Origin of the sequence: Agrilactobacillus composti DSM 18527 = JCM 14202 (assembly GCF_001436375.1) — a bacterium.
GTDB classification, from domain to species: Bacteria; Bacillota; Bacilli; order Lactobacillales; family Lactobacillaceae; genus Agrilactobacillus; species Agrilactobacillus composti.
This window is the reverse complement of the sequence record NZ_AZGA01000062.1, coordinates 623-25,262: the sequence shown is the minus strand read 5'-3', so window position 1 is coordinate 25,262 and position 24,640 is coordinate 623. Positions and strand designations below refer to the sequence as shown.

The 24,640-nt window shown below is 46.0% G+C and carries 18 protein-coding genes and 1 tRNA gene; 13 read left to right on the top strand and 6 right to left on the bottom strand.

The genetic code is table 11. From position 1 onward, the window contains the following. Positions 1-13 precede the first annotated feature (13 nt). The 3 genes from FC83_RS10275 to FC83_RS10265 form a co-directional block, all read right to left on the bottom strand. Complete coding sequence (locus tag FC83_RS10275; RefSeq protein WP_035455388.1) at positions 14-1,507, bottom strand: hypothetical protein; 1,494 nt, start codon at positions 1,505-1,507, stop codon at positions 14-16. Between the two features lie 695 nt (positions 1,508-2,202). Beyond that, a complete protein-coding gene (locus FC83_RS10270; protein ID WP_035455390.1) occupies positions 2,203-2,556 on the bottom strand; it encodes a YisL family protein in 354 nt (117 codons plus the stop codon). A 59-nt stretch (positions 2,557-2,615) separates the two neighbouring features. Next, on the bottom strand, positions 2,616-3,764 hold the full coding sequence (locus FC83_RS10265; protein WP_035455391.1) for an ArgE/DapE family deacylase: 1,149 nt from the start codon (positions 3,762-3,764) through the stop codon (positions 2,616-2,618). A 490-nt stretch (positions 3,765-4,254) separates the two neighbouring features. Between FC83_RS10265 and FC83_RS10260 the strand changes: the two genes are divergently transcribed. Then, entirely contained in the window at positions 4,255-4,917 is a 663-nt protein-coding gene (locus FC83_RS10260; RefSeq protein ID WP_035455393.1) for a TetR/AcrR family transcriptional regulator, read from the top strand. A gap of 2 nt (positions 4,918-4,919) precedes the next feature. Beyond that, positions 4,920-6,716 (top strand): translation elongation factor 4, encoded by a 1,797-nt coding sequence (gene lepA, locus FC83_RS10255; RefSeq protein WP_057002742.1) that lies wholly within the window; start codon positions 4,920-4,922, stop codon positions 6,714-6,716. Between the two features lie 215 nt (positions 6,717-6,931). Here the strand turns inward: lepA and FC83_RS10250 are convergent. Further along, positions 6,932-7,004 (bottom strand) — tRNA-Lys (locus FC83_RS10250). A 176-nt stretch (positions 7,005-7,180) separates the two neighbouring features. Here FC83_RS10250 and yycF point away from each other — a divergent pair. The 11 genes from yycF (at position 7,181) to FC83_RS10195 (ending at position 21,245) form a co-directional block, all read left to right on the top strand. Further along, complete coding sequence (gene yycF, locus FC83_RS10245) at positions 7,181-7,897, top strand: response regulator YycF (protein WP_057002741.1); 717 nt, start codon at positions 7,181-7,183, stop codon at positions 7,895-7,897. Between the two features lie 36 nt (positions 7,898-7,933). Next, complete coding sequence (gene walK, locus FC83_RS10240) at positions 7,934-9,820, top strand: cell wall metabolism sensor histidine kinase WalK (protein WP_035455396.1); 1,887 nt, start codon at positions 7,934-7,936, stop codon at positions 9,818-9,820. Continuing rightward, the gene (locus FC83_RS10235; protein ID WP_052004978.1) at positions 9,811-11,115 is read left to right on the top strand and encodes a YycH family regulatory protein; all 1,305 of its coding nucleotides are present in this window, start codon (positions 9,811-9,813) and stop codon (positions 11,113-11,115) included. The genes walK and FC83_RS10235 overlap by 10 nt, the downstream gene beginning before the upstream one ends. Positions 11,116-11,130: 15 nt before the next feature. Further along, complete coding sequence (locus FC83_RS10230; protein ID WP_035455398.1) at positions 11,131-11,952, top strand: two-component system regulatory protein YycI; 822 nt, start codon at positions 11,131-11,133, stop codon at positions 11,950-11,952. A gap of 64 nt (positions 11,953-12,016) precedes the next feature. Beyond that, positions 12,017-12,826 (top strand): MBL fold metallo-hydrolase, encoded by an 810-nt coding sequence (locus FC83_RS10225; RefSeq protein WP_035455406.1) that lies wholly within the window; start codon positions 12,017-12,019, stop codon positions 12,824-12,826. Between the two features lie 177 nt (positions 12,827-13,003). After that, positions 13,004-14,329 carry a S1C family serine protease gene (locus tag FC83_RS10220; RefSeq protein WP_057002740.1) on the top strand — a complete coding sequence of 442 codons (1,326 nt, stop codon included), beginning with the start codon at positions 13,004-13,006 and terminating at the stop codon, positions 14,327-14,329. Between the two features lie 620 nt (positions 14,330-14,949). Further along, the gene (rlmH, locus tag FC83_RS10215) at positions 14,950-15,429 is read left to right on the top strand and encodes a 23S rRNA (pseudouridine(1915)-N(3))-methyltransferase RlmH (protein ID WP_035455400.1); all 480 of its coding nucleotides are present in this window, start codon (positions 14,950-14,952) and stop codon (positions 15,427-15,429) included. 12 nt (positions 15,430-15,441) lie between these two features. After that, a complete protein-coding gene (locus tag FC83_RS10210) occupies positions 15,442-16,371 on the top strand; it encodes a DMT family transporter (RefSeq protein ID WP_057002739.1) in 930 nt (309 codons plus the stop codon). Between the two features lie 106 nt (positions 16,372-16,477). After that, positions 16,478-17,476, top strand: a complete 999-nt coding sequence (locus FC83_RS10205) for a LacI family DNA-binding transcriptional regulator (protein ID WP_057002738.1) — start codon at positions 16,478-16,480, stop codon at positions 17,474-17,476. An 81-nt stretch (positions 17,477-17,557) separates the two neighbouring features. Next, positions 17,558-19,276, top strand: coding sequence for a glycoside hydrolase family 13 protein (locus tag FC83_RS10200; protein WP_052005005.1), 1,719 nt, complete (start codon positions 17,558-17,560; stop codon positions 19,274-19,276). Continuing rightward, positions 19,266-21,245, top strand: a complete 1,980-nt coding sequence (locus FC83_RS10195; protein ID WP_057002737.1) for a PTS sucrose transporter subunit IIABC — start codon at positions 19,266-19,268, stop codon at positions 21,243-21,245. The genes FC83_RS10200 and FC83_RS10195 overlap by 11 nt, the downstream gene beginning before the upstream one ends. Positions 21,246-21,371: 126 nt before the next feature. Here FC83_RS10195 and FC83_RS10190 read toward each other — a convergent pair whose 3' ends face one another. Next, a complete protein-coding gene (locus FC83_RS10190; RefSeq protein WP_057002736.1) occupies positions 21,372-24,065 on the bottom strand; it encodes a heavy metal translocating P-type ATPase in 2,694 nt (897 codons plus the stop codon). 45 nt (positions 24,066-24,110) lie between these two features. Next, on the bottom strand, positions 24,111-24,434 hold the full coding sequence (locus FC83_RS10185; protein ID WP_235184367.1) for an ArsR/SmtB family transcription factor: 324 nt from the start codon (positions 24,432-24,434) through the stop codon (positions 24,111-24,113). Positions 24,435-24,640: the final 206 nt, after the last annotated feature.

The window sequence follows — 24,640 nt, the reverse complement described above, 5'->3', positions numbered from 1 at the left end:
AGGCACTTCCTTTCTACACAAAATCAATGGTAAACCCACTGGGTAAAATCGCCTTAAACGTCTCATTTTGGCAGTGGAGGGCAATGGGACCCGTGTCAGTTAGGGCGGTGACTTGGCGCACGGGGCGGCCAAAGGGGGCAAAGCTGGCATAAGAGCTATAACCGGTGGCGGCATAAAGGCGCAAAACTTCATCCCGAGCCGCCGTTGTTTCAAAGTTTAAATCCGCATCCACCACGCCATGGTCAGCGGTTTGCATCACCAACTGTTGAAATTCCGCCAAAGCCGCCTGTTCAGCTGTATCTTGATAGTGGTCCTCCGCAATTTTCGGATTATCCGCGGCCGTGGCCACTTCCCGAGTGGTGACGGTGGGGGTATAAGTCACAGGCCCCATGGTGCTGGCATCCAGTAAATCTTCAGGGTCTTCCGTATCCCGGTCTGCGGGCAAATGCCGGGGCAGATTGGTATAGACGGTCAGGGTTTGATACCGGGTTAGCAGCTGATCGATTTGGGCGGTTAAAGCTTTCACATCCACAGCTTGACTGCGCACGTGCTCGTATTCTTGGCTCAGGACTTGCACCGCTTCTAAAATCGTTTGAAAGACCAAGTAAAGTGAATCCAAACTGCTGTCGATGGCGCTGGTACTGGGATCCACGCTCAAAGCTAACTTGGCCAATTGGCGATTGACGTAATCTTTAGTCCGATTGAAGCGGGTCAATAACTTGGCTTTATCCTGGACCGCGCTGGCCGTATCCAAGTCATCACTACCTTGCTGGGAGCGGGCCACGTGGTCGGCAAAGCTATCCCCATAAGCCATGGCCTTAATGCGGGGACCTTGGGTTAACATCATGTTAAAGGCGGGGATGGCCTTGTCATAGACCATACTTTGCAGATGTTTCGCCGCCGCGCCCCCGTGATTAAAGGCGATATCGTTAGCCAACTCATTTAAGTCATCGTCTAATTTGTGCATACCGTTCATCACATCATCGTAGGCACTGACCATATTTTGAAAGTCATTAAATAACGCTGTATCCCGGGTACTGATGTCGGCTTTAGAAAGTTTCACCACCAAATCGCAGTATTCCTGAATACGATTGGTGTTGGCCGTGATGGTACTCTCCGCATCTAAGACCCGCTGCATCATTTTTACGTACTCAATGCCGCTGCTGGTGATGCGGTACACGTAAGAAGTCCGCACATGATAAGCACCATTTTGGGTCCGGGCCCGAATTTTACGAGAAGCCGCCTCAATGAGTTTGGCTTGATCACTGAGCACCGTCAGCACGGCCTTTAAGACATTGTCGGAAATGGGCTGCTCGTCGTTGTCGCTATCCAAGTACTCGGCATTGTAGCGCTGGGTCAAATAGTCCAGGGTAATGGGCTCCCGGTTACTGCCATCGTGGTACAAAATCGTTAGAATGTTCCAGCCGGCCAGGGGATGATTCTTGTTCAAGCCCAGATTGCTGGCCAGTAATAAGTCCTTCAACGGTTTTGCTAATGAAACAGCCATGACGCCCACATCCTTTCGGTAATAGATGCCCTTATTATACAAGAATATCTGGGGATAAACTATTGGCACCAGTTGACTGGCATCTCGCTTGAATGGTTGAAAAAGCGGCCAATATAAAAAACTACGCCAAGGAAAGCTAGTTTGACGTAGTTTCTATTTGAAACTTATTTGTTGGGACCAGCAGAAAACCTGCAGGAAAGAATTGCGACAACTAAATTGAGTGATCACCGCTTCTACTCATCGTTACGCCACTTTACTTGTTGTTACTTCGCTTTACTCTAATTGGCTCAACAGAGCCTTTTTATCGGTAGATACGTTACTTTGCTCAGAGTTACTCCGTTTTACTCGTTATTACTCCTTTTTTATGTTAATCAATTTCGATAAAGCCGCTAGACATCAGTGGCACCAATCGGTGAGGTTACTAAATATAAAGACCTACGCCAAGGAAAGTTAGTTTGATGTAGGTTTTTACAAGAGGTTTATTTGTCAGAATCAGCAGAAAACCTGCAGAAAAAAGTTGCTATAAATGCTGATACAACGCCGATCTTAATCGAAAACAATGAGAAACCAGCAGAAAGCCTGCAGAAAAAATCATTGTAATGATATTGCTGCAATCTAGTTTGAGCAGTGCATGATAATAGGCAAATGAAAAAACTGCTGCCAAGAATGACCAGCAGTGAGTTACAAATTTTCAATTAAACAAACGGGCGACCTTGCGCTAACCATAAGCCAAAGATGCCAACGACTAGACAGCAAATAAATACTGTCCAAAGCAGGCCTTTGTTTAGCTTTTGCTGCTGTTTTCTAGCAAAGGCAATTTCAATAAAAGCAATCAAGGCTAGGGCCAAGATGATTTTGATGACACTGCCCACGGGATTGTATTGCCAAACCCGTAATAATAAAATAATGCCGCTGACAATCGATACCAAATACAGCACCCGTGCAGTCATTGCCCAAGGCATCAGCTTTTCCGGCTTACCCAGTAACCCAATTGCCACCACGATTGCCAAGATGATCCAGGCAATTAAATGAAGCCATAACCATACCATAACTATTCCCCCTTGGGGTCTATTCTAGCACGCACGGGGACATTCAAGTGGGTAGCGGCCTATTGATTCAAAAATTCATCAAAAACAGTTTGATAAATTTGAATAAAATTCAGAAACATTTGCTTATTAAGATGCTCATTGACTTGATGCACCGTGGTATTGCCGGGGCCAAGGATAATGAAAGGGAAACTTGCTGGCTTATCCTTGGTGAGGTTTGAGGCATCGGTCACGGCGGTGATTGGGGCAACGGGCACGTCATCAGGGGTGTAGCGGCCAACTACTGATCGGCTGATTTGGACTAGGGTATTGTTTTGATCCACAGCAACTGGGGGTTCGCTCATATAAATGTCCATTTTAATTTGGGCGCCGTTTTCGTTATAGCGTTGAATTAATTCGGTCAAGCGTTGCTGAACCATATCATTGGTAAATTCAGGTACGGTTCGAATATTGACCTGGGCACTGGCCTGATCGGGTATGGAGTTAACTTGATTGCCACCGGTGAAAACAGTGGTGTTAAAGGTTAAAGGCCCCATACTGCTACTTTTGAAAGTCGGTTCCCGGAAGAATTGATTGGCCTCGTTTAACAGGGCCATTAAAGGATCAATGGCATTGTAACCCTTATCCGGCATGGAGCTATGGGCGGCTTGGCCTTGGGAGGTGAATTGAATGTCCATGGAGCCTTTTTGCGCATAACCAATCTGATAACCGTTGGGTTCGCCAATGATTAAACCAGCGACATCTTTCATATAACCCTGTTCATAAAAAGCCGCGGAGCCTGCTTCGCCGACTTCTTCGCCCATGGTGGCTAAAAGGCGAATGGTACCTTTTTTAGGCAAACCTTGTTTTTTCAATTCAATCATGGCAATTACTAAAGCTACTAAGCCGCCCTTCATATCCACAGCGCCCCGGCCGTAAAGTTCGCCGTTATCTTCAGTGAGCTTGAAAGGATCAAATTGCCAGGCGGTCGGTTCACCGGCTTCCACCACGTCCATATGGCCGGAGAGGGCCAGTACTGGCTGCCCTGAGCCAATTTCAGCGACTAAATTGCCCCGGTCGCCCTCAATGGGAATAACTTTGCTCTCAATATCAAAAGAAGTGAATAATTGCTGTAGGTAAGCGGCCACGGCTTTTTCATGATCATTGACGGATTGAATGGCGACCACGTCACTCAAAATTTTGATGGCTGTTTCAGAATTGATTGCTGTCATTTTAAAAATCTCCTTTTAACCCTATTATAGCAGTGATCTGTATATTGGCTGGGTACAAAAAAACTGCCGGTCTAATAAGACTGACAGTCAACTGACGTATAGATAGAAACAAAGGGCTAGCTCAATTAAGCTAGCCCTGCACACAATAAACCAATGATTAGCAGAGCCGCTCATTAACGAACGGTCATTATCCGCTCTTTCCGTAAGTTAAATTTATAACCCCTGCGAAGTAATGTCAACGGATAGATATTTAGAGATTTAGCAACTTTTTATAGGTGGCAAAGAAATGCTGTAAAGCTTGAACGACCTATTTTCGAGACTAGCAGCATTTGACTTTTATGATAGATAGGCTTAAGATGATTTTAGATAATAAATTGACCATTGGTCATAAGCTGGCTACACGTCTAAATTTTAGTGGCTCCAAATGATGTCAATTTATTTTTTTGTTGCAAAATTGACCGCTGGTCAAAAATAAATAGAGGTGTTTAAAATGGGCAATGCCATGACTACCAATCAAAAGCTTGAAAAATCTGCACAAATTGCGCAAGCGGCTTTGCAGCTATTTAAAGAACGTGCCTTTGACGAGATTACAATGGCTCAAATTGCTAAAAGAGCTGGTGTGGCCAAAGGAACGTTGTTTAATTATTACCAAAGTAAAGAGAATATTTTTATGAATTTATTGTTGACTGGCTATCAAACCTATTTTTCAGAGCTAGCTAGGCGAGTTAAACAGCTAGGGCAGTTGTCTTTGCCGGACTTTAAACGATTAATGTTACAAGAGACCACTACCTTAATTGAGGATCATGCCGTTTTACTACGCTTAAATGCCTTACGGGGCCCTATTTTAGAGCGAAAGGCAGATAAAGCGCAAACCATCGTGGGGCGGCAGAAATTATATGATATTAGCCAACAATTAAGCCAAGATATTGCCCAGCGGGTGGATTGCTTATCAACTGAGACAATCAATCATTTATTTGTGACGCAAAGTGCCATTATCAGCGGGCTCATGAATTTATCCGGTTTGGAACAATTCGATCACGAGCAAATACCAGTGGGTCTTTTCGACTTTCAAGTGGCGGTGGAACCAGAAGCACGCCAGATTTTTGGTTTATATATGACCGGGTTATTCAAAGAACAGAAAGCAGATGACTAATAATGAAACAAGCCAATATTCGTAATTTTTCAATTATTGCCCATATTGATCATGGTAAATCCACGTTGGCAGACCAGATTATGGCGCAAACCCACACGATTACACCGCGAGAAAGTAAAGCACAGTTACTGGATGATATGGCCGTGGAACAAGCCCACGGCATCACCGTAAAATCAAGAACAGTTCGTAATTATTACACGGCTGACGATGGTCAGCACTATGAGTATAATTTTATTGACACGCCCGGTCATGTGGATTTTTCGTATGAAGTAGCCAAAAGTTTGGCGGCCAGTGATGGGGCGATTTTATTAGTGGATGCGACCCAAGGTGTTCAGGCCCAGACGGTGGCCAACTTTCGAATTGCCAAACAAAATGGGCTGGTCATCATCCCGGTCATTAACAAAATTGATAGTGCAGCGGCCGATATACCCCGGACAACGGCGCAAATCAAGCAGTTGGATCCTGCCTTAGAAAAGGCCACGATACTGAAAATATCTGCCAAAACCGGCGAAGGCGTCCATGATGTTTTAGAGGCTATCAAAGCAGTCATCCCCGCCCCAGACGGCCATAAGACCGCCCCCCTTAAAGCACTGGTTTTTGATTATCAGTATAATGCCTATAAAGGTATCATCGCGTATGTACGCATCATTGATGGGCAGCTCAAAAGAGATGATGCGGCGTTATTAATGGCCAAAAATACAAAGCTTTCAGTGAGTGAGTTGGGTCATTTTGCGCCGAATATGGTACCAGAAGCAAGTTTAACTGTAGGGGATGTGGGCTACGTGGTCACTGGGTTGAAAGATCCCCAAGCTGTCCGGGTAGGGGATACGTTGACGCTTATCAACCAGCCTGCAAAGTTGGCCTTGGCGGGCTATCAGCCGGCTAAAGCCATGGTATTTGCGGGTTTTTATCCTAAAGATGGCAATTACAGTGATTTAAAGGCAGCCATTGAAAAGCTAGCTTTAAATGATGCCGCCTTTCAGTTTAAACCAGAAAATTCTGAGGCTTTGGGTGCCGGTTTTCGCTGTGGTTTTCTGGGGATGTTACATCTCCAAATCATTCGCGAGCGCCTGCAAAAAGAATATGATTTGGATGTGCTAACAACCGCACCCAATGTGACTTACCAGGTTTATTTGAAGGGGACGTCTGAGCCGATGATTGTGACCAATCCAATCAAATATCCGGACTTTGCAACGATTGATCACGTGGCCGAACCCTTTGTGAAGGCTGAAATAACAACGCCAAGTGAGCTGTTAAACGACGTTATGAAACTGGCTGAACAGCATAAAGGCACGCTGCTAGATATGAATAACCAGGCTGATTTAGTCGTGTTGACTTATAAAATGCCGATTTCTGAAATTGCCTATGACTTCTTTAATCAGCTAAAATCCATTTCCCATGGCTATGCCACCCTAGATACCAGCCCTTTGGATTACGAAGTCGCCGATCTAGTGAAGATAGAAGTTGATATTAATTATGCCCCAGTGGATGCGTTAGCCTTTGTGGCCCATCGTCAAGACGCCCCCAGATTAACCCAAGCCTTAGTTAAAAAATTAAAATATACCGTTCCTAGAAAATTATATGCCATGCCAGTTCAAGCGATTGTCGAAGGTAAAGCCATCGCCCGGGTTGACGTACCACCTCTGCGGAAAAATGCCGCGGTTGCCGGTGGTAAGAAGAGTGTATCCAAAAAGCAAGCTTTATTGCGCCGCCAAAGTATGAATAAACGCCAAGCTGCCAAAAATACGATCGTCTTGCCCCAAGAAGTATTCAATGCGGTGTTAGAATTAGATCTATAAAACACAAATACCCAATCCCAAAAAATTTATAATGGGATTGGGTATTTTACTGTTACCTCACAAAATCATGTCGTTAAGAAATTGGGAAAATCCAGGTCAATTCAAGCAGATATTCGCCAATTAATGAATGTGTGTTATGATGTATTTTTAACCAACAAAAAAACCAGTCATAACGGCGTTTTAAGCAGCGTTATAACTGGCTAATAGTCAAATGATGGGTGGTCAGGGGATCGAACCCTGGACCCACGGATTAAGAGTCCGTTGCTCTGCCAGCTGAGCTAACCACCCAAGTCATTACTTGACGACTTAAATATATTATCATGGTTTTGCACTTGACGCAACACTAAATTTGAAAAAAATTTACAAAAACTTCACAATCGGATTTTTACATCTGGGCGTTTTTGTAATAAAGCTACAGATTAGCTATAATGAATTATGGTCACAGCCAAGGAGGATATTATATAATGGCTAAAAAAATATTGGTCGTCGATGACGAAAAACCAATCTCTGATATCGTAAAATTTAATTTAGAAAAAGAAGGCTATGACGTAGTCACAGCCTATGATGGTGAAGAAGCAGTTGAAAAAGTAAATTCAGAGAATCCAGATTTGATTCTCTTAGATCTAATGTTACCTAAAATTGATGGCTTGGAGGTCGCCCGGGAGGTCCGTAAAGATCACGACACCCCGATTATCATGGTTACCGCTAAGGATTCAGAAATTGATAAGGTCTTGGGTTTGGAATTAGGCGCTGATGATTATGTCACCAAGCCATTTTCCAACCGGGAACTGGTGGCCCGGGTCAAGGCCAACTTGCGCCGGCAAGTCAGTAATGCCAACGCCCAAACCACGGATGGTGAAGCGGAGAACAATGAAATTACCGTGGGCGATTTGATCATTGAACCAGATGCTTATATGGTGACCAAGCGGGAAGAAAAAATTGAGTTGACCCATCGGGAGTTTGAATTGCTCTTTTATTTGGCGCGACATATTGGCCAAGTCATGACTCGAGAGCACTTGTTACAAACAGTTTGGGGTTATGATTATTTCGGTGATGTCCGCACGGTGGATGTCACCGTACGACGCTTGCGAGAAAAAATTGAAGATGATCCCAGTCATCCTGAATGGCTGGTAACCCGGCGTGGTGTGGGGTATTATCTCCACAATCCCGACACGGATTAGTGGCATCATTCAAGTAAAAGTGATGAAGGACAGTAGATGAATAAGAAGATACATTTTTTTCAATCAATCCATTTTAAAATTGCCATGGCGTTCGTAATGCTGCTGTTGATTACTTTAGAAATCATCGGGGCTTACTTCGTCAAAAATTTGGAACAGCAAAATATCCAGTCCTTTGAAGATTCCATTCAAATCGCGCCTTATGTGGACAACCAACTGGCGGCTGAATTGCTGAAGACTGATGAAAATACCGCTAATAAGAGTATTAAAAGTATCATTGCGTCAGATATTAATAACAGCGCCATCACGGAGTTTCAAGTCATTGATAGCAAAGGGATCATTCGCGGTACCAGTAATGTGAATAATCAAAATGTCATTGGCCACCGCACCACCAGTGCCCAAGTGAAGCAAGTGTTGTTCAATGGGCGTAAGCAAACTCGGATCTCTTATGACAATAACCAAGGCAGCTACTATGTGTCGATTTTACCCATCATTAACCCCAGCAGTGATAATAATGCCACGGTCGGGGTGATGTATATCCGGGCCAGCATGGAGGGTGTCTATAAGAACTTAAACACCATCACCGTCATTTTCTTGACGGGGTCATTAGTAGCCGGGGTCTTGGGGACGATCATTGCCATATTTATTTCCCGGGCAATAACGCGGCCAATCGATGAAATGAAGAAACAAGCGATTCGCATGGCCCAAGGGGATTACTCTGGGCAAGTGCGGATTTATGGTCAAGATGAATTGGGCCAGTTGGCTGTTGCCGTCAACAACCTCTCGGTGCGGGTGGAAGAGGCCCAAGAAGCCTCTGAAGCCGAGCGCAGGCGTCTGGATAGTGTCTTGGCAAACATGACCGATGGGGTCATTGCCACAGATCGCCGGGGGAACATTATCATTTTGAATGATATGGCCTCTGAGTTTTTGGGGATGGACAGCAAGGATGCCATTGGCAAGTCTATTTTGACCGTCTTAAATATTGAAAATGAATATAGTTTTCGGGACCTGCTAGAAGATGACCAGCAAAGTATGATGCTGGACTTTTCGGAGCGCAGTGATCACGATTTGATTTTGCATACCACTTTTTCACTGATTCAAAGAGAAACAGGCTTTATCAGTGGTTTAGTTTGTGTGCTCCACGATGTCACTGAACAGCAAAAAATCGATGCGGACCGCCGGGAGTTTGTATCCAATGTCTCCCATGAATTGCGGACGCCATTGACCAGTATGCGTAGTTACATCGAAGCCTTAAACGATGGGGCTTGGCAAGATCCTAAGGTGGCCCCAGAGTTCTTAAAGGTGACCCAAGAAGAAACCGACCGGATGATTCGGATGGTTTCGGATCTGCTGAGTTTATCGCGGATGGATCAAGGGACTGCCAAAATGGATCTGGAATTCGTCAACATGAACGAATTTTTCAATTTCATTTTGGATCGGTTTGATATGATGCTCAAAAGTGACGCTGGGGATGCCAGCAACATGCCCCATAAACCGGAGAAAAATAAGCATTATGTCATCAAACGGGAATTTACCAACCAAGATTTCTGGGTGGAAATTGATACCGATAAAATGACCCAAGTGCTGGATAACATTATGAACAATGCCATCAAGTATTCCCCCGATGGTGGGACCATTACTTGTCGCATGATTGAAATGCATCATAATTTGATCATCAGCATTTCTGACCAAGGCCTGGGGATCCCTAGAAAAGATATCAATAAGATCTTTGATCGGTTCTATCGGGTGGATAAAGCCCGTTCCCGGAAACAAGGGGGGACTGGCCTTGGGTTGGCAATTTCTAAAGAAGTTATTTTGGCCCACCACGGGCGGATTTGGGCAGATAGCGTGGAAAACAAAGGCTCGACCTTCTATATTTCACTACCCTATCATGACTATAAGGAGAGTGACGACGAATGGGCATAAAACTCTCAGATATTTTCCTCAAAGCGGGGTTGATTATCGCCGTTACCATCAGTGTGATCTTATCCTTTCTCATCTGGACGAATAACGCCCGTTATGAACGTAATCCAGATACCAAAGTCAGTACTGCCCAAGAACAAAGCAAGACCGATAAGGAATTGGCCGATGTTTATCTGCCTACGCGGATCTTGCAAAAGAATCAACAGCAACAATATATGGTCTATAATCGCCGAGATAGCCCAATTATGGCCTTTCAAAAGCGTTTCAAGACCTGGCAGTTAACCGGTAGTATCACGGCTAAAAATTACAATAACGGGGATTATTTAAACCAGATCAATGCCCCTGAACAAGTGCAGCTGACCTATCCTGGCGTTATTACCTGGCGTTTATTCAAACAAATGTACAAATTAACTGAAAAGAAGGCCACAGCTGACTTTAGTTTTAACCGGATCATTTTGAAAAATAACGATAATAAAACCGTTTATCTGACCAATGATAACAATCAAGTGGTGCATAAAGTCCCCGTGGCGAATAATCGGGGCAAGCAATTACGGGCCCTTTTAAAAAATGCCGATATGCGCTTGCCGGTGGAAGAAAGAGTTATGAACAACAAATTGACCCTTTATTACACCAAACCTGTTAAGATCACCCCTTATAGTTATCTGATTTCCCGGGAAAATATCAACACCTATATTTCCACATTGTTGGCCGATAAAGGTGATTCCAGTATTGAAGCTCGGGAAAGTGGGTCGGTGACCACCTATTACCGGGGTATTTTCAAGAAGTTATCGGCGGACTCCTCTAATGATCAGATCCAATATGAGGACTATACCGATACGGTGACCGTCAGTTCCACCACCCAGCTGTTGCGCAATAGCTTCAGCCGGCTGGTGAATGTGGGGAATTCGTTGGCCAATGTGCGCTATTTCAGCAGTGTGCCTAAAACCCAAGTGGTGACTTATCTCAACTATGTGGAAGGCTTCCCGATTTATCAACAAAGTGATTTTGGGGCGGCGTCTATTCAGTTGACCCCTAGCGGCCAAGTGCTGCGCTTCTCCAGTCGTACCTTGCAAGTACCGGTGCCGGCTGAAAATCAGGACAATACTTTGCCGGCAACGCAAGATGTTTTAAACCAGTTAGCAGCCAACAACGTTGATTTAGCAACGATCAAGGATATTCAGTTGGGGTATCATTGGACCCAAAGCAGTGCCAACCAACAAGTCATTGATCTAAAACCGACCTATTATGTTTTTATCAATAATACATGGAAAGATTATCGAGACCTTTTGGCTCAGTAAGGTGGTGGGGAAACTTTGGATTTTAAACGCTTAGAAATTATTTTAATGGCGGTCTTTGTGGCCCTGGACATCTTTTTGTTTGTCTCTTATCATCAAAATCAAAACGTCTTTTTTTCCAGTAATGTGACCCAAAGTGGCACGGATTCCATTCGCCAAGATATGAAAGAAGACAATATCTCCGTGGATAAATTGTCCAATGATACGCAAACCGGCTATTATTTAGCCAGTCGGCCCAATAATAGTTTGTTAAATAACGCCTATCGCTTATCCGGACAAAACGCCAGTGTCAGTGATGGGGAATTGACTAGTCGCTTTTACGAACCCGTTGAATTCAAGAAAGGCAAGGCTGTCAGTACGGCCAAAGCGCTTTTGAAAGAACGCAATCGGGTGCTATATGGCAGTCAATATACCTATGCGGCGGAGTTATCCACCAGTGGGCAAATTGTGTTTGTGCAAAAACATAATGATCAGGCGGTTTTTGACAGTAAAGCCCGGTTGGAATTTGAAATTGATGACGGGACGATCACCGGCTATACCCAGCGTTATATCAATAATTTCATTGTCTTACGGGAAAAGAACACCGTGATCAGTGCCAAAGAAGCGGTGGACAATATTTACATGAGTTCAGAAATTCCTACAAACTCCACAATCATTTGGACCAAATTAGCCTATTATGGTTTCTTAGATGCCAAGGGCAGTACGATTTATATTCCAACTTGGTATATTGGGATTCGGGACAATAGCAGCAAAAATGTCACCCAAAAACAGGTAAATGGCTTCACCGGGACAATTTTGAAGAATAAGAGTTCGGAGTCCACCTTTAATGTGACGGAATAATGTGCAAGGGATTTCAGATGTGTTATATTGGCTGTAATGTAATCGAGGAAGGGACTTTAGTTTGATGGATGATCATAATTCAGATTTGCGCATCAGTGTCTTAGCCAGCAGCAGTTCTGGCAATACCACCTACATTGAGACACCTAAACGCAAAATGTTGGTGGATGCGGGTTTGTCTGGCAAGAAGATTGCCGCGTTAATGGACAGTATTGGCCGTTCTTTGGCGGATGTGGATACGTTGTTAGTGACCCATGAGCATACGGATCATATCAAAGGCGTGGGGGTCTTGGCCCGGCGGTACGGGATGGACGTTTACGCCAATGCTAAGACTTGGCAAGCCATGGGACCAAAGATTGGCAAAGTGCCGAATGAACAAAAGCATATTTTTGAGATGGGTAAAGCGTTATCCTTTGATGACTTAGATGTGGAAAGCTTCGGCGTTTCCCACGATGCCATTGCACCGCAATTTTATGAATTTCATCATAACGGCCGTTCTTTTGTGATTTTGACGGACACCGGCTATGTGTCTGAACAAGTGGCTGGGGTGATCAAAAACGCCAATGGCTACTTGTTTGAGTGTAACCACGATGTGGAAATGCTGCGGGCGGGTTGGTACCCTTGGCCATTGAAACAACGTATCTTAGGGGACAAAGGCCATTTGTCCAATGAAGATGGGGGCAATGCGCTCATGGATGTCATTGGCAATGCCACCAAGCGGATTTACTTGGGCCATTTAAGCCAGGAAAATAATGTGAAGGAATTAGCCCACTTAACCATTGCCCAAATGTTAGAGGCCAATGATTTTGGTGTGGACCATGACTTTAAGTTACTAGATACCGATCCAGCCGTGGCCGATCCGTTAGTTTCTATCTAATAAATTTCCAGTTGAAAGTTGTGTCTTGGGCACGGCTTTTTTTGTGACCGAAAGTACCTCCGACTTTGGACTGATTTATTTTTAGACAAGCTTTTTTCATACAAATTTCATATCATTTTGCTATTATATAACCATTGAAAGTTGTCTAAATTCTTTACGTAAGGGTGAGAATACATTATGAATAACAATAATAATGAACCCCGCAAGTCCAGTGGCTTGTGGAAAACAGCTATCGTGGCTGTGGTCTCAGCAGTTATCGGTGGTGGTGTCGCTTATGGGGGTTTTTCGCTGGCCAATCGTAATAACGGCCAAAGTACTGACACAGCCTTGACCACCCAGTCTAAGACCAGTGGGAGTACCAAAGTCAGCAATGTGACGGTGAATGCCAGTACCCAGATGACCAAAGCTTTTGATAAGAATAAAGCGGCGGTGGTCTCCGTCATCAATCTGCAAAAGCAAAATAGCAACTCTAGTTCGGATGATCCTTTTAGCAGTCTCTTTGGCAGCGGCAGCAGTGGGCGTTCTTCAAAGGGTAGCAGTGATAGCAGTAGCAGTGATTCCTTAGCGGAGTATAGCGAAGGGTCGGGCTTGATTTATTCGAAGTCTGACGGCAAAGCTTATATCGTCACCAACAACCACGTGGTTTCGGGATCCGATTCTTTGCAAGTCATCATGAGTGATGGCACGAAGTTGACCGCGAAATTAGTGGGGACCGATGAATTGACCGACTTGGCTGTCTTGAGTATCGATGCTTCTAAAGTTAGCAGTGTGGCTACTTTTGGTAACTCCGATAGCATCAACCCTGGGGAACCCGTCATTGCCATTGGCTCGCCTTTAGGCAGTGAATATGCCACTTCTGTGACTGAAGGTATCATTTCTGCTAAAAGCCGGACCATGCCGGTGACCGATGAAAGTACCGGCCAAGAAACTGGGACGGCGACGGTTATCCAAACCGATGCGGCCATCAACCCAGGGAATTCCGGGGGCCCATTGGTCAATTCCGCCGGCCAAGTCATTGGGATCAATTCCATGAAATTAGCTCAAAGTAATGATGGGACCAGTGTAGAAGGGATGGGCTTTGCCATTCCAAGTAATGAAGTTGTTAAGATCATCAATCAACTGGTTCAAAACGGGAAAGTTACCCGGCCAGCTTTAGGCGTTTCAGTGGTGGACTTGACCCAAGTCTCCGCTGCCCAACAAAGCTCCATTTTGAAATTACCAGATAGTGTGAAGAATGGGGCTGTGGTTACCACGGTCAGCAGCGGGTCAGCTGCCGCCAACGCCGGTTTGAAGAAGTATGATGTAATCACGGCACTAGGGGATACGAGCATTGAATCTATTGCCCAGTTACACACAACCCTTTATAACTACAACGTTGGGGATAAAGTCCAAGTCACTTATTACCGGGATGGTAAAAAAGCCACCACGACGGTAACCTTGGATAAAGCCAGCGACACGCAAACGGGTAGCACCGATCGTTCCAACGCCAACGCTAATGGTTAGGTAATGATGATTTTGTAATCACAGTCATTGAACTGAGTCTGAATTAATCAGGCTCAGTTTTTTGAGTTGGGGAAAAATCCGTTTCGTCAAGCGAACGTATGCATTTTGTTGTGAGTCCCGAAGATAAAACTGATTAAAACAACGATTTCACTAAAAAATACGAATGATTATTTGAAAATAGTAGTTAATTTTCCGATTTATAATTGTCAAGTGTTTTTGCGGCTGTGCATATTAGCAACTACGACCTGTGGATAAGTCTGTGGATGATGTGTATAACAAGGATTTTTATCCCCGGAAGTTATCCACATGTTTGGGGATAGCCTGTGGATGAAGTGATTTATTATTTGGAAATACCGACGCAACCCCCTGGTACTGAGGCTTTTGTAATTGGTTACTTCAAGACATCGAACATTTAAAATTTTGTGGACAAGTCCACTCTTCAGGAAATAATTAAATTTTTTTAATCCTATATTTGGGGGTTCGAAAATAAGTTGCCCCTATATTTTGACAGAGTTATCAACGACATGTGCATAAGTTGGTGGATAACATGTTACTAGCTGGGGATTCATTTTGGGGCCAAGTCTGCTAGAATGGACTAATGTGTAAGGAGGACGTGGCAATTGAACATTAAAATTATGGCAGTGGGTAAATTAAAAGAGAAATATTTTAAACAAGGTATTGCGGAATACGCGAAGCGTTTAGGGGCTTTTGCCAAATTTGAAATCATTGAAGTTCCCGATGAAAAAGCACCGGAATCTTTGAGCCCCGCACAAATGGCCCAGGTCAAAGACAAAGAAGGCCAACGTCTGTTGGCGAAGATTAAACCCAAGGAATACCTATTTGCCTTGGCCATTGAAGGGCAACAGCGCAGTTCCGAAGCCTTTGCCAAGGAAATCAATGACTTGACCACTTATGGTCATAGTGATATTACTTTTGTGATTGGCGGTTCCTTGGGCTTATCCCCAGCGGTGTTAAAACGGGCCGACACGACCTTGTCCTTTGGCAAGTTGACCATGCCCCATCAGTTGATGCGCTTGGTATTGACCGAACAAATTTATCGGGCCTTTATGATCAATAATGGGTCACCTTATCATAAGTAAAGAGGCGGTTTGATGATTTTTATCGTATTTGGACTATTAGCAGGTTTTGGCTTACCGATTCAAACAGCCATCAACACCCGTTTGAAAGGTGGGGTGCGTTCACCGTTTATCGCCTCCACCATTTCCTTTGGGGTAGGGACACTTTTCTTGATCTTTTTAGCACTCGTCACTCGACCGGCTATCACACCCTTAAACTTAGCCACCACACCTTGGTGGTTATGGCTAGGGGGCTTTTTAGGGGCCATTTACCTCACGGGTAACGTGTTATTATTACCCCGCATTGGCAGTTTTCAAACCGTGCTAATGCCTATTATTGGCCAAGTGCTCATGAGCATGGTCATTGATAATTTCGGACTGTTTTATAGTAAGCATATCCCCATGAGTTTATTACGCTTAGTCGGAGCAATGTTTGTGGTACTGGGGGCTTGGTTGATCGTGTATGTCCCAGCTCGTAAAGGCAATTTCAAAACCCCGGCGGCTGCGGCCAAGGGTTTATGGCTGTGGCGCCTTTTGGGGTTGACCACCGGGGCTTTGAGTGCCTCCCAAACCGCCATCAACGGCCATTTGGGGGTCATGTTAGGGGCACCTTTAATTGCCAGCATCATTTCCTTTGCCGTTGGCCTGGTGGTTTTATGTTTGGTCGTGCTAGGTTTTAACTTTAAGATATTGCGGCAGCTCAAGGCAGTCGATTTAAAGGCTTTACCCTGGTGGGCTTGGATCGGCGGAGCCATTGGATCCATGTTTGTCTTTGGCAATATTTTGATTGTCCCCAGCCTAGGCACTGGGTTAGCCATTGTCATCGTGTTAGCCGGTCAACTCTTGGGCAGTTTAGTCCTGGAAAAATATGGCTTCTTAAATGTGGCTAAGCACGTGATCCAGCGGAATGCTTGGATCGGTTTAGCCATTATTCTCTTAGGTATTTGTCTGGTGAAATTTTTTTAACGCAAAAAGTAAAAGCTTAGGGTTGACAAATTATGAAAGCCCTATTATGATGTATTTATGAAATCGATTCCACATCGCTCAAAACTAATTGGAAGCAGGTGACTTGATGGCCACGATATCTGAAATTGCTAAGCGGGCTGGGGTGGGTACTACCACGGTATCCCGTTACTTGAATCATCATCCTTATATCTCCGCTGAGAAAAAGGCCAAAATTGAAGCGGCCATCAAGGCCCTGGATTACACCCCCAGTGCCATTGCCACTCAGTTGCGCCATCAAACTACCAATAATATCGGCGTGTTAGTATCTCGCATCACCAATCCCTTTTTCACCGCTTTATTTGATGCCTTGGAACGCCAACTGCATAACTATGGCTACCAGGTGATGGTGATGCAGACTTATGATGATGAGCATTCTGAACGGGCTTTCTTGAATCAAATTAAAAACAAACAAATGGACGGCTTGATCTTAGCTTCTGTGGAAAATGCTACCTCCGTGTTACAGGTGGCCCAAGAATTTCCCAAGCGCATTGTCTTACTCAATGAGAACATTGCCGATCCCAATATTCGGGCCATCGTGTTAAATCACTATCAAGCCACCTTGGATGGCTTGAATTACCTCTATGCCAAAGGCTGTCGCCGGATTGCTTATGCCACTGGCGGCGACTTTTCCCAAAAGGGCCATGGACAAGAACGTAATAATGCTTATCGAGACTTTTTAGCCCAACAGCACTTACCAGAAAATCCGGACTGGATTTTCCAACAGCAGCACACCATCGCTGACGGCCAACAATTGGCCCGGCAATTACAGGCCTTACCCAAAGACCGACGACCCGACGCCATTTTCACTAATTCCGATGAAATTGCCATGGGCCTCATCGGGGCCTTGATGAAAGCTGGCATTCGCGTGCCAGCAGACATGGCAGTGATGGGATATGATGACCAACCCATGGCCGCTTATCTAGAAGTGCCGTTGACCACTATTCATCAACCCATTGAAGAAATGGCCCAAGCTGCGGTTTATCAGCTGTTGACTTGTTTAGGCCAGACCTTAACTGATCCCAAACCAGACTTAACTTTAAAATTAGTGCCTAGAAGTTCGGCCTAATTTTTTAACCACTATGGAATCGATACCATATAAATTCACACACGCAACCAAGTCCTCAGCAAAAAGGAGTCTATCAGCAAGATGCAAAATTTAATCGATCAGCCTAAAGTCGCTTTAACCGGCCCCAAGTATTGGTGGCAAAAAGAAGTCTTTTACCAAATTTACCCCGCTTCTTTCAAGGATAGTAACAATGACGGCATCGGCGACATCCCCGGCATTATTGAAAAATTACCTTACTTGAAAAACCTGGGCATCACCGCCATTTGGTTATCCCCAATTTACCAATCGCCTATGGTGGATAATGGCTATGACATTTCCGATTATCAAGCCATTAATCCCAGTTTTGGGACCATGGCGGACTTTGATACTTTGATGGCCAAAGCCAAAGCGTTAGATATCAAGATCATCATGGATTTGGTGATCAACCATACCTCCGATCAACATCGCTGGTTTCAAGCAGCCTTAAAGGATCCCAACTCACCTTACCGGGATTACTACATCTTCAAGCCCGGTGTTAACGGCGGGCCCCCCAACAATTGGCGCTCCAACTTTGGCAAGGGGTCTTCTTGGACTGAAGTTCCCGGGGAAGCTAATATGTACTATCATCACGTCTTTTCCCCGCAACAGCCAGATTTGAACTGGGAAAATCCTAAATTACGCCAGACGATTTATCACATGATCAACTGGTGGCTGGATAAAGGTTTAGCCGGTTTTCGCATCGATGCCATTACTTTTATCAAAAAAGATCAAGATTTTGCGGCCATCACCCCTGATGGTCAGGATGGGTTAGGGAAGGTGAAGCGCAAAACCGAGAATCGCCCCGGCCTGGATGCCTTTTTAACGGAACTCAAACAAGCCACCTTTCAAAAACACGATGCCGTGACGGTGGGGGAAGCTTCCGGGGTGCAATATGACCAATTACCCCAATTTATCGGGAAAAAAGGTTACTTTTCCATGATTTTTGACTTTCATTACGCTGACATCGATGTGGCCTCTGGGTCAGAATGGTACAAACGCATTGATTGGACGGTGCCAGAATTCAAGGCCTTACTCTTCAAAAGCCAACTGGCCATTCAAGCCACGGGCTGGGGCGCTAATTTCTTAGAAAACCACGATCAGCCCCGGAGTATTTCCAAATACATCCGCGATCCTAAGTATCAAAATACCATTGGCGCCAAAGCCCTGGCCACGTTATACTTCTGTTTGCGGGGCACGCCATTTATCTATCAAGGCCAAGAAATCGGCATGGTGAACGCCTTGCGCCAAGACATCAATGCCTTCAACGATGTTTCCAGTCATGATAATTACCAACGGGCCATCGCTGAGGGCTACGGGGCCAAGGTCGCCTTGGCCTGTGTCAACCAACGTTCCCGGGACAACAGCCGCACCCCGTTTCAGTGGTCAGCCGGGGTCAATGCCGGGTTTAACCAAGGCCACCAACCTTGGCTGGGTTTGGCACAAAATTGGCAACAGCTCAATTACCAGACGGAAAAAGACGATCCGGCTTCAACTTTCAACTTTTATCGGCAACTCATTGCATTGCGCAATCATTCCCAATTCAGCGCCGACTTGATCTACGGGGCCATTGCACCGCTGACAGCCCCAGATGATGTTGTGGCTTATCGCCGGGGGGACAGCTTACAAGTCTATGTGAACTTATCATCAGACCAGCAAACCCTGAACGTGACACCAAAAGCCCTGATTTTAAACAATTACGACACATTAATTCAAACTGACCAGACAATTGAACTTAAACCCTATCAAGCAATCCTTATTGAGGTGGATGAACATGGCAACTAATTATGAAGCAATGGCTAAAGCAATTTTAGCCCAAGTTGGACCCGATAATGTGACATCTTTGACCCACTGCCAAACGCGCCTGCGTTTTGTGGTGAAAGATCGCAGCAAAATTGACGACAAAGCCATTGAAAAAATTGCCGATGTCAAAGGCGTTTTCTACGGCTCTGGCCAATACCAAGTGATCATTGGTACCGGCGTGGTGAACAAGGTCTATGATGCCATTGACCAATTACATGAAGTGAATGCCATTTATGGCAAGGACGACGATGATGCGGCGGATACGGGTAATAATAACGAATCCGGTGCCAAAGAATCTTGGGTGAAGCGGGCCATGGCCATGCTGTCAGGGATTTTCGTCCCCATCATCCCCGTCATTGCTGCCACTGGGCTGTTCTTAGGGCTAAAGAGTGCCTTCACCAGTCCCCAAGTGTTGAAGTTATTTGGCGCCGTGCCATCCGATATTCCCGCTAGCTTGACCCAAGTCACTTCCGTGTTGACCGATACCGTCTTTGCCTTTTTGCCGGCTTTGATCGTCTGGTCCACCTTTAGATACTTCAAAGGCACGCCCATCATCGGGATCGTCATTGGTTTAATGTTGGTTTCGCCAATTTTGCCCAATGCTTATTCCGTGGCTGGGGGCACCGTAAAAGCCATTCACTTATTTGGCTTTATTCCCATCGTGGGGAGCCAAGGTTCTGTGTTGACTGCCTTAGTGGCCGGTTTTATTGGGGCTAAATTGGAACGCTTCTACCGGCGCCATATGCCTGATGTCATGGAACAAATTCTCACGCCATTTCTCACTATGCTCACCACCTTCATCATCATGATCCTAGGGGTGGGTCCTGTGGTCCACTGGATTGAACTAGGTATGGTCACGGGCGTGAAAGCTTTGATTGGTTTGCCATTTGGGCTGGGTGGTTTCTTAGTGGGGGCCGCGTATCCATTGATGGTCTTGATCGGGATTCACCAAACCATGATCATGATCGAAACCTCGCTATTAGCTAACACCGGCTTTAACCCCTTGATCACCTTAGAAGCCATGTATGGTTTTGCTAACTTAGGGGTAGCGCTGGCCATCATTATCCGGGCCAAATCCAACAAAGCTAAGGCAACCTCCATTGGGGCCTTCATGTCCCAGTTATTCGGGGTTTCCGAACCCACCTTGTTTGGGGTTTTGATTCGCTATAACTTTAAGCCATTAATTATAACCGTTTTAACCTCCGGCGTGGGGGCAGCATTCTTGAGCATCTTCCATGTCCAGGCCAATTCCTATGGCCTCGCCGTCTTGCCATCATACTTAATGTATATTTACAACGGCCACGCCTTGATTTTCTACACCATTATCTCCATTTTGACTGTGGTTGTGGCCTTCTTAGCCACCAGCGCCTTTGCCATTCCTAAAGAAATTTTGATACCTGATGTGGATGATAATGCGGTCAACGCCGTGGTCACCACCAAAGTCCAGGATGATGAAGTTTACAGTCCCGTAGCCGGTACCACCGTGGCTTTAGATCAAGTGCCAGACCCCGTTTTTGCCTCCGGCATGATGGGCAACGGTTTAGGGATTCAAACCGATAATCCCGGTGTCACCAATATCTATGCCCCTCAAGCTGGAAAAATGAGCATTGTCGCGGACACGGGCCATGCTTATGGCTTGATCACCGATGCGGGGATGGAAATTTTGATTCATATCGGTATTGATACCGTATCCTTAAAAGGGGCACCCTTTGAGGTGAAGGTCAAAGCCGGTGACACCGTGAAACAAGGTCAGCTGTTGGGGACTTTTGACAAGGCGGCTATTGTTGCGGCCAAGTTAGACCCCACGGTATTAGTGATCATCACCAATTCCAAGGATTATAAGCAAGTTGAACCCGTCTCTGACCAAACCGTCACCCCAGGGTCGGCTATCATCGCCTTGCAAAAAGAAGCTGTGACCATGGATCAAGTTAGCCCGGTGACCAGTAAGTAATACCCACTTAAGCTAACCTAGCGTTGTGGTCATGGATAGCGGATAATAGCTGTCCTGAATAAGGCAAAATGAAAAGCATAAAATCTAGCGCGTTCTTGCGGCTAGATTTTATGCTTTTTTAATAGTTTATTTTGGGCTAAGTTGCTGGCTGGTAACCCCACTTTTGGCCGGGTTAACCGCTGGCTTTTGCCGCAGCAACCGCAGGGCATTTAAGGTAACCAAGACAGCTGCCCCGGAGTCGCTTAACACCGCGGCCCACAGCGGCAGCCAACCTGGGAAAATCAACACGAAGGCCAAGAGTTTGATCGCCAAAGCAAAAGCCACGTTTTGTTTCACAATCCCCATGGCTTGCCGGCTTAAGCGAATCATAAAGGGTAGTTTCTCTAAGTTGTCGGCCATTAAGACAATATCGGCAGTTTCAATGGCCGTATCCGTACCGGCCCCGCCCATGGCGATACCCACATCGGCTAAAGCTAAAGCAGGGGCATCATTGATGCCATCCCCCACCATGGCCACGGTTTGGCCCTTTTGCTGCAGGGCCGCAATGGCTTGGACCTTTTGATCTGGCAGTAAGTTAGCGGCCACCGTGGTGATGCCCGCATCCTGGGCAATTTTGGCGGCAGCCCCTGGATTGTCCCCGGTGAGCATCACGGTTTCTTTGATGCCGACGTTGGCCAATTGGGCAATGGCTTGTTTAGAAGTAGGGCGAATCCCGTCAGCCACCGCTACCAGGCCCAGGAGTTTTGTGGCAGTGCCTAGCAAAACAATGGTCTGGCCGCTGGCTTGCAGGGATTGCAACTGGTCTAAATTAGCCTTGGTAAATAAAGTTGGGTCAAACAAAGCTGCAGTGCCCGCCAAGTAAGTGGTGCCGGCCAGGCTAGCCTGAATACCTTTCCCCGGGATATTTTGGAAATTTGTGACGGCCGGGATGGCCAAATCTTGGGCTTGCGCGGCTTGGGTAATGGCTTGGCCAATGGGATGGGTGGTGTTGGCTTCTAAAGCCGCCAAGGTTTGTACCAGGGTTTGTTCATTGGTGGCAAAGGGATAAACACCGCTGACGGCCGGTTGACCGGCGGTGATGGTCCCGGTCTTATCAAAGGCCACCGCCGTCAAAGCGCCGGCTTTTTCTAAGAAATTGCCGCCCTTGATCAAAACGCCATTTTTAGCGGCGCGACCAATGGCCGAAACGATGGCCACCGGGGTTGAAATGATCAAAGCACAAGGACAAGCCACTACTAGGAGCTCTAAGCCCCGATAAAACCAAGTGGCAAAAGCCGCTTGGAAGAATAACGGTGGGATCACCATGGTCAACAGGGCCAAGGCAAAGACGATGGGGGTATAGACCTTGGCGAAGCGATCGATGAAGGCTTCAGCCGGGGCTTTTTGGGCTTGGGCATCTTCCACCATGGCAATGATCCGGGCAATGGTGGAATCGCTGCTGAGGTGGGTAACTTTAACCGTTAGAGCACCTTCTTGGTTAATGGTGCCGGCAAAAACTTCATCATCAACTTGCTTCACCACCGGATTAGCTTCCCCAGTGATGGGCGCTTGGTTCACTGAAGAGGCCCCTTGAACCACAAGGCCATCCAAGGGGATTTTAGCCCCCGCTTGAATTTGTAATATATCAGCGACGCGGACACTGGACACAGCCCGCTGGATAAACTCATTGCCCACTTGAACCAAGGCGGTATCTGGCGTCAGGTCCAGTAGGCCCTTGATGGAATGCCGGGTTTTTTCAACGGCTTTATTTTGCAACAGGGTACCGATGGCAAACAAGAAGACCACTAAAGCCCCTTCTTGCCACTCGCCGATCAAGGCGGCCCCTAAAGCAGCGGCCACCATCAAGACGTTCATGTCTAAGGCCTTACTCTTCAGCGCATAAAAAGCGCTGCGTAAAGGTTGCCAACCGCTGACCACCATGGACGCAGCGAATGCCACCGGGGCTAGGGCTGGTAGCCACATTAAGCCCAAGTAACCCAGGGCTAAGAATATGCCGGCAAGCAGCACGGTTTGGGTATGTTTCGCTAATTTTGGCGGCTGTTTTTCACTTGAGGGCGTGCCCACAACGGTGCCACCATAACCGATTTTGGCCAGCTCAGCTTGGATGGCCACCACTGGATTGGTATGGGTAATAGCCATGGATCCGGTGGCAAAGTTCACGGTGACCGCTTGTACATCCGGCAAGCTACCTAAATGTTTTTCAATAGTCTGGGCACAACCGCCACAATCCATGCCAGTGATTTTAAAGGTATCTTGGGCGCCAGTTGTTTTAGAATCGGCAGCCAGTTGATACCCTAATTGGGCCACAGTTTTGGAGATAGATTGCAGTGCTTGGGGGTCGGCTACTACCACTGACATTTTACCGGTACTGAAATTGACTTTAGCCCTTTGAATGCCCGGTAATTTCGCAACGGCCTTTTCAAGGGTCAGGGCACAATTGCCACAATCCATGCCAGTGACTTGATAGGTTTTTTCCATGGTGGTTTCAGCAGTAGCGCTTTTGGCTTCAGTTTCAGCCTCATCTTCGTCATCACAACAGGCGTCATCGTCACAGCAATCATCATGTTCTGCTACTGTAGTTGATTCACCAGCACAGCAAGCGTCGTGGCACTCAGTTGCCTTAGTTTTACCATGGCAGTCATCATCACAACAGTCATCATGTTCTACGACTGCTTTGGTTTCACCGGTACAACAAGCGTCGTGGCATTCAGTGGTTGTGGCTTCATCAGTACAACAATCATCCTGGCAAGCTGGGACAGCCACTAGTTTGGTAGGCGTGGCGTCATTATGTAAAGCAGTGGTGGTTGATTTATTGGACATGGTCATCAGCTCCTTAGCTGTTTTTTGAATTAATTTGAAATTAGGCTAAGCCATGTGATGGTGGCAGACCACGTTGTCCGCTTCATCCCAGTGGAAATCACCAATGGCATCGTTTAATAAGTCTAGTAATTGGCTGATTTTAGGCGAGGTCAGGCGGTAGTAACAGTATTTACCGTCGATTCTTTTCTCGATCAAGCCACACTCCCGCAAGCAACTTAGATGTTGGGAAACGGCTGATTGAGAAGCGTCAACAGCATCAACTAAAGCGCTGACATTTTGTTCACCGGTTTTTAAGGCCATTAAGATGCCGTAACGGATGGGATTTGAGAAGCCATGGACCAATTTCAGTTGTAATGTGTACGTATTCACGATATCACCTCGATTTCAGTTTACTGGAAAGCACTCATATTAGCAATACCTAATATGACAAAAATTATGGGGAACTAAAAAAATGATTGCCCCGAATGTTTGGGACAATCATTTGAAAGTGCGCCCGGCATGGGCGATAACTTGGTGGTGAAAGTCCACTATAGGCCGTAGTAGTCGGAACTATTAGCTGAGGACAAGGGTGTCCA

Excerpts from the sequence above, each read along its gene's own strand:
- FC83_RS10275 (WP_035455388.1), bottom strand. The coding sequence starts at position 1,507 with ATGGCTGTTTCATTAGCAAAACCGTTGAAGGACTTATTACTGGCCAGC.
- FC83_RS10205 (WP_057002738.1), top strand. The coding sequence starts at position 16,478 with ATGGCCACGATATCTGAAATTGCTAAGCGGGCTGGGGTGGGTACTACC.
- walK (WP_035455396.1), top strand. The coding sequence starts at position 7,934 with ATGAATAAGAAGATACATTTTTTTCAATCAATCCATTTTAAAATTGCC.
- FC83_RS10235 (WP_052004978.1), top strand. The coding sequence starts at position 9,811 with ATGGGCATAAAACTCTCAGATATTTTCCTCAAAGCGGGGTTGATTATC.
- FC83_RS10270 (WP_035455390.1), bottom strand. The coding sequence starts at position 2,556 with ATGGTATGGTTATGGCTTCATTTAATTGCCTGGATCATCTTGGCAATC.
- FC83_RS10200 (WP_052005005.1), top strand. The coding sequence starts at position 17,558 with ATGCAAAATTTAATCGATCAGCCTAAAGTCGCTTTAACCGGCCCCAAG.
- FC83_RS10265 (WP_035455391.1), bottom strand. The coding sequence starts at position 3,764 with ATGACAGCAATCAATTCTGAAACAGCCATCAAAATTTTGAGTGACGTG.
- FC83_RS10195 (WP_057002737.1), top strand. The coding sequence starts at position 19,266 with ATGGCAACTAATTATGAAGCAATGGCTAAAGCAATTTTAGCCCAAGTT.
- FC83_RS10190 (WP_057002736.1), bottom strand. The coding sequence starts at position 24,065 with ATGTCCAATAAATCAACCACCACTGCTTTACATAATGACGCCACGCCT.
- FC83_RS10225 (WP_035455406.1), top strand. The coding sequence starts at position 12,017 with ATGGATGATCATAATTCAGATTTGCGCATCAGTGTCTTAGCCAGCAGC.
- yycF (WP_057002741.1), top strand. The coding sequence starts at position 7,181 with ATGGCTAAAAAAATATTGGTCGTCGATGACGAAAAACCAATCTCTGAT.
- FC83_RS10220 (WP_057002740.1), top strand. The coding sequence starts at position 13,004 with ATGAATAACAATAATAATGAACCCCGCAAGTCCAGTGGCTTGTGGAAA.
- FC83_RS10210 (WP_057002739.1), top strand. The coding sequence starts at position 15,442 with ATGATTTTTATCGTATTTGGACTATTAGCAGGTTTTGGCTTACCGATT.
- FC83_RS10260 (WP_035455393.1), top strand. The coding sequence starts at position 4,255 with ATGGGCAATGCCATGACTACCAATCAAAAGCTTGAAAAATCTGCACAA.
- lepA (WP_057002742.1), top strand. The coding sequence starts at position 4,920 with ATGAAACAAGCCAATATTCGTAATTTTTCAATTATTGCCCATATTGAT.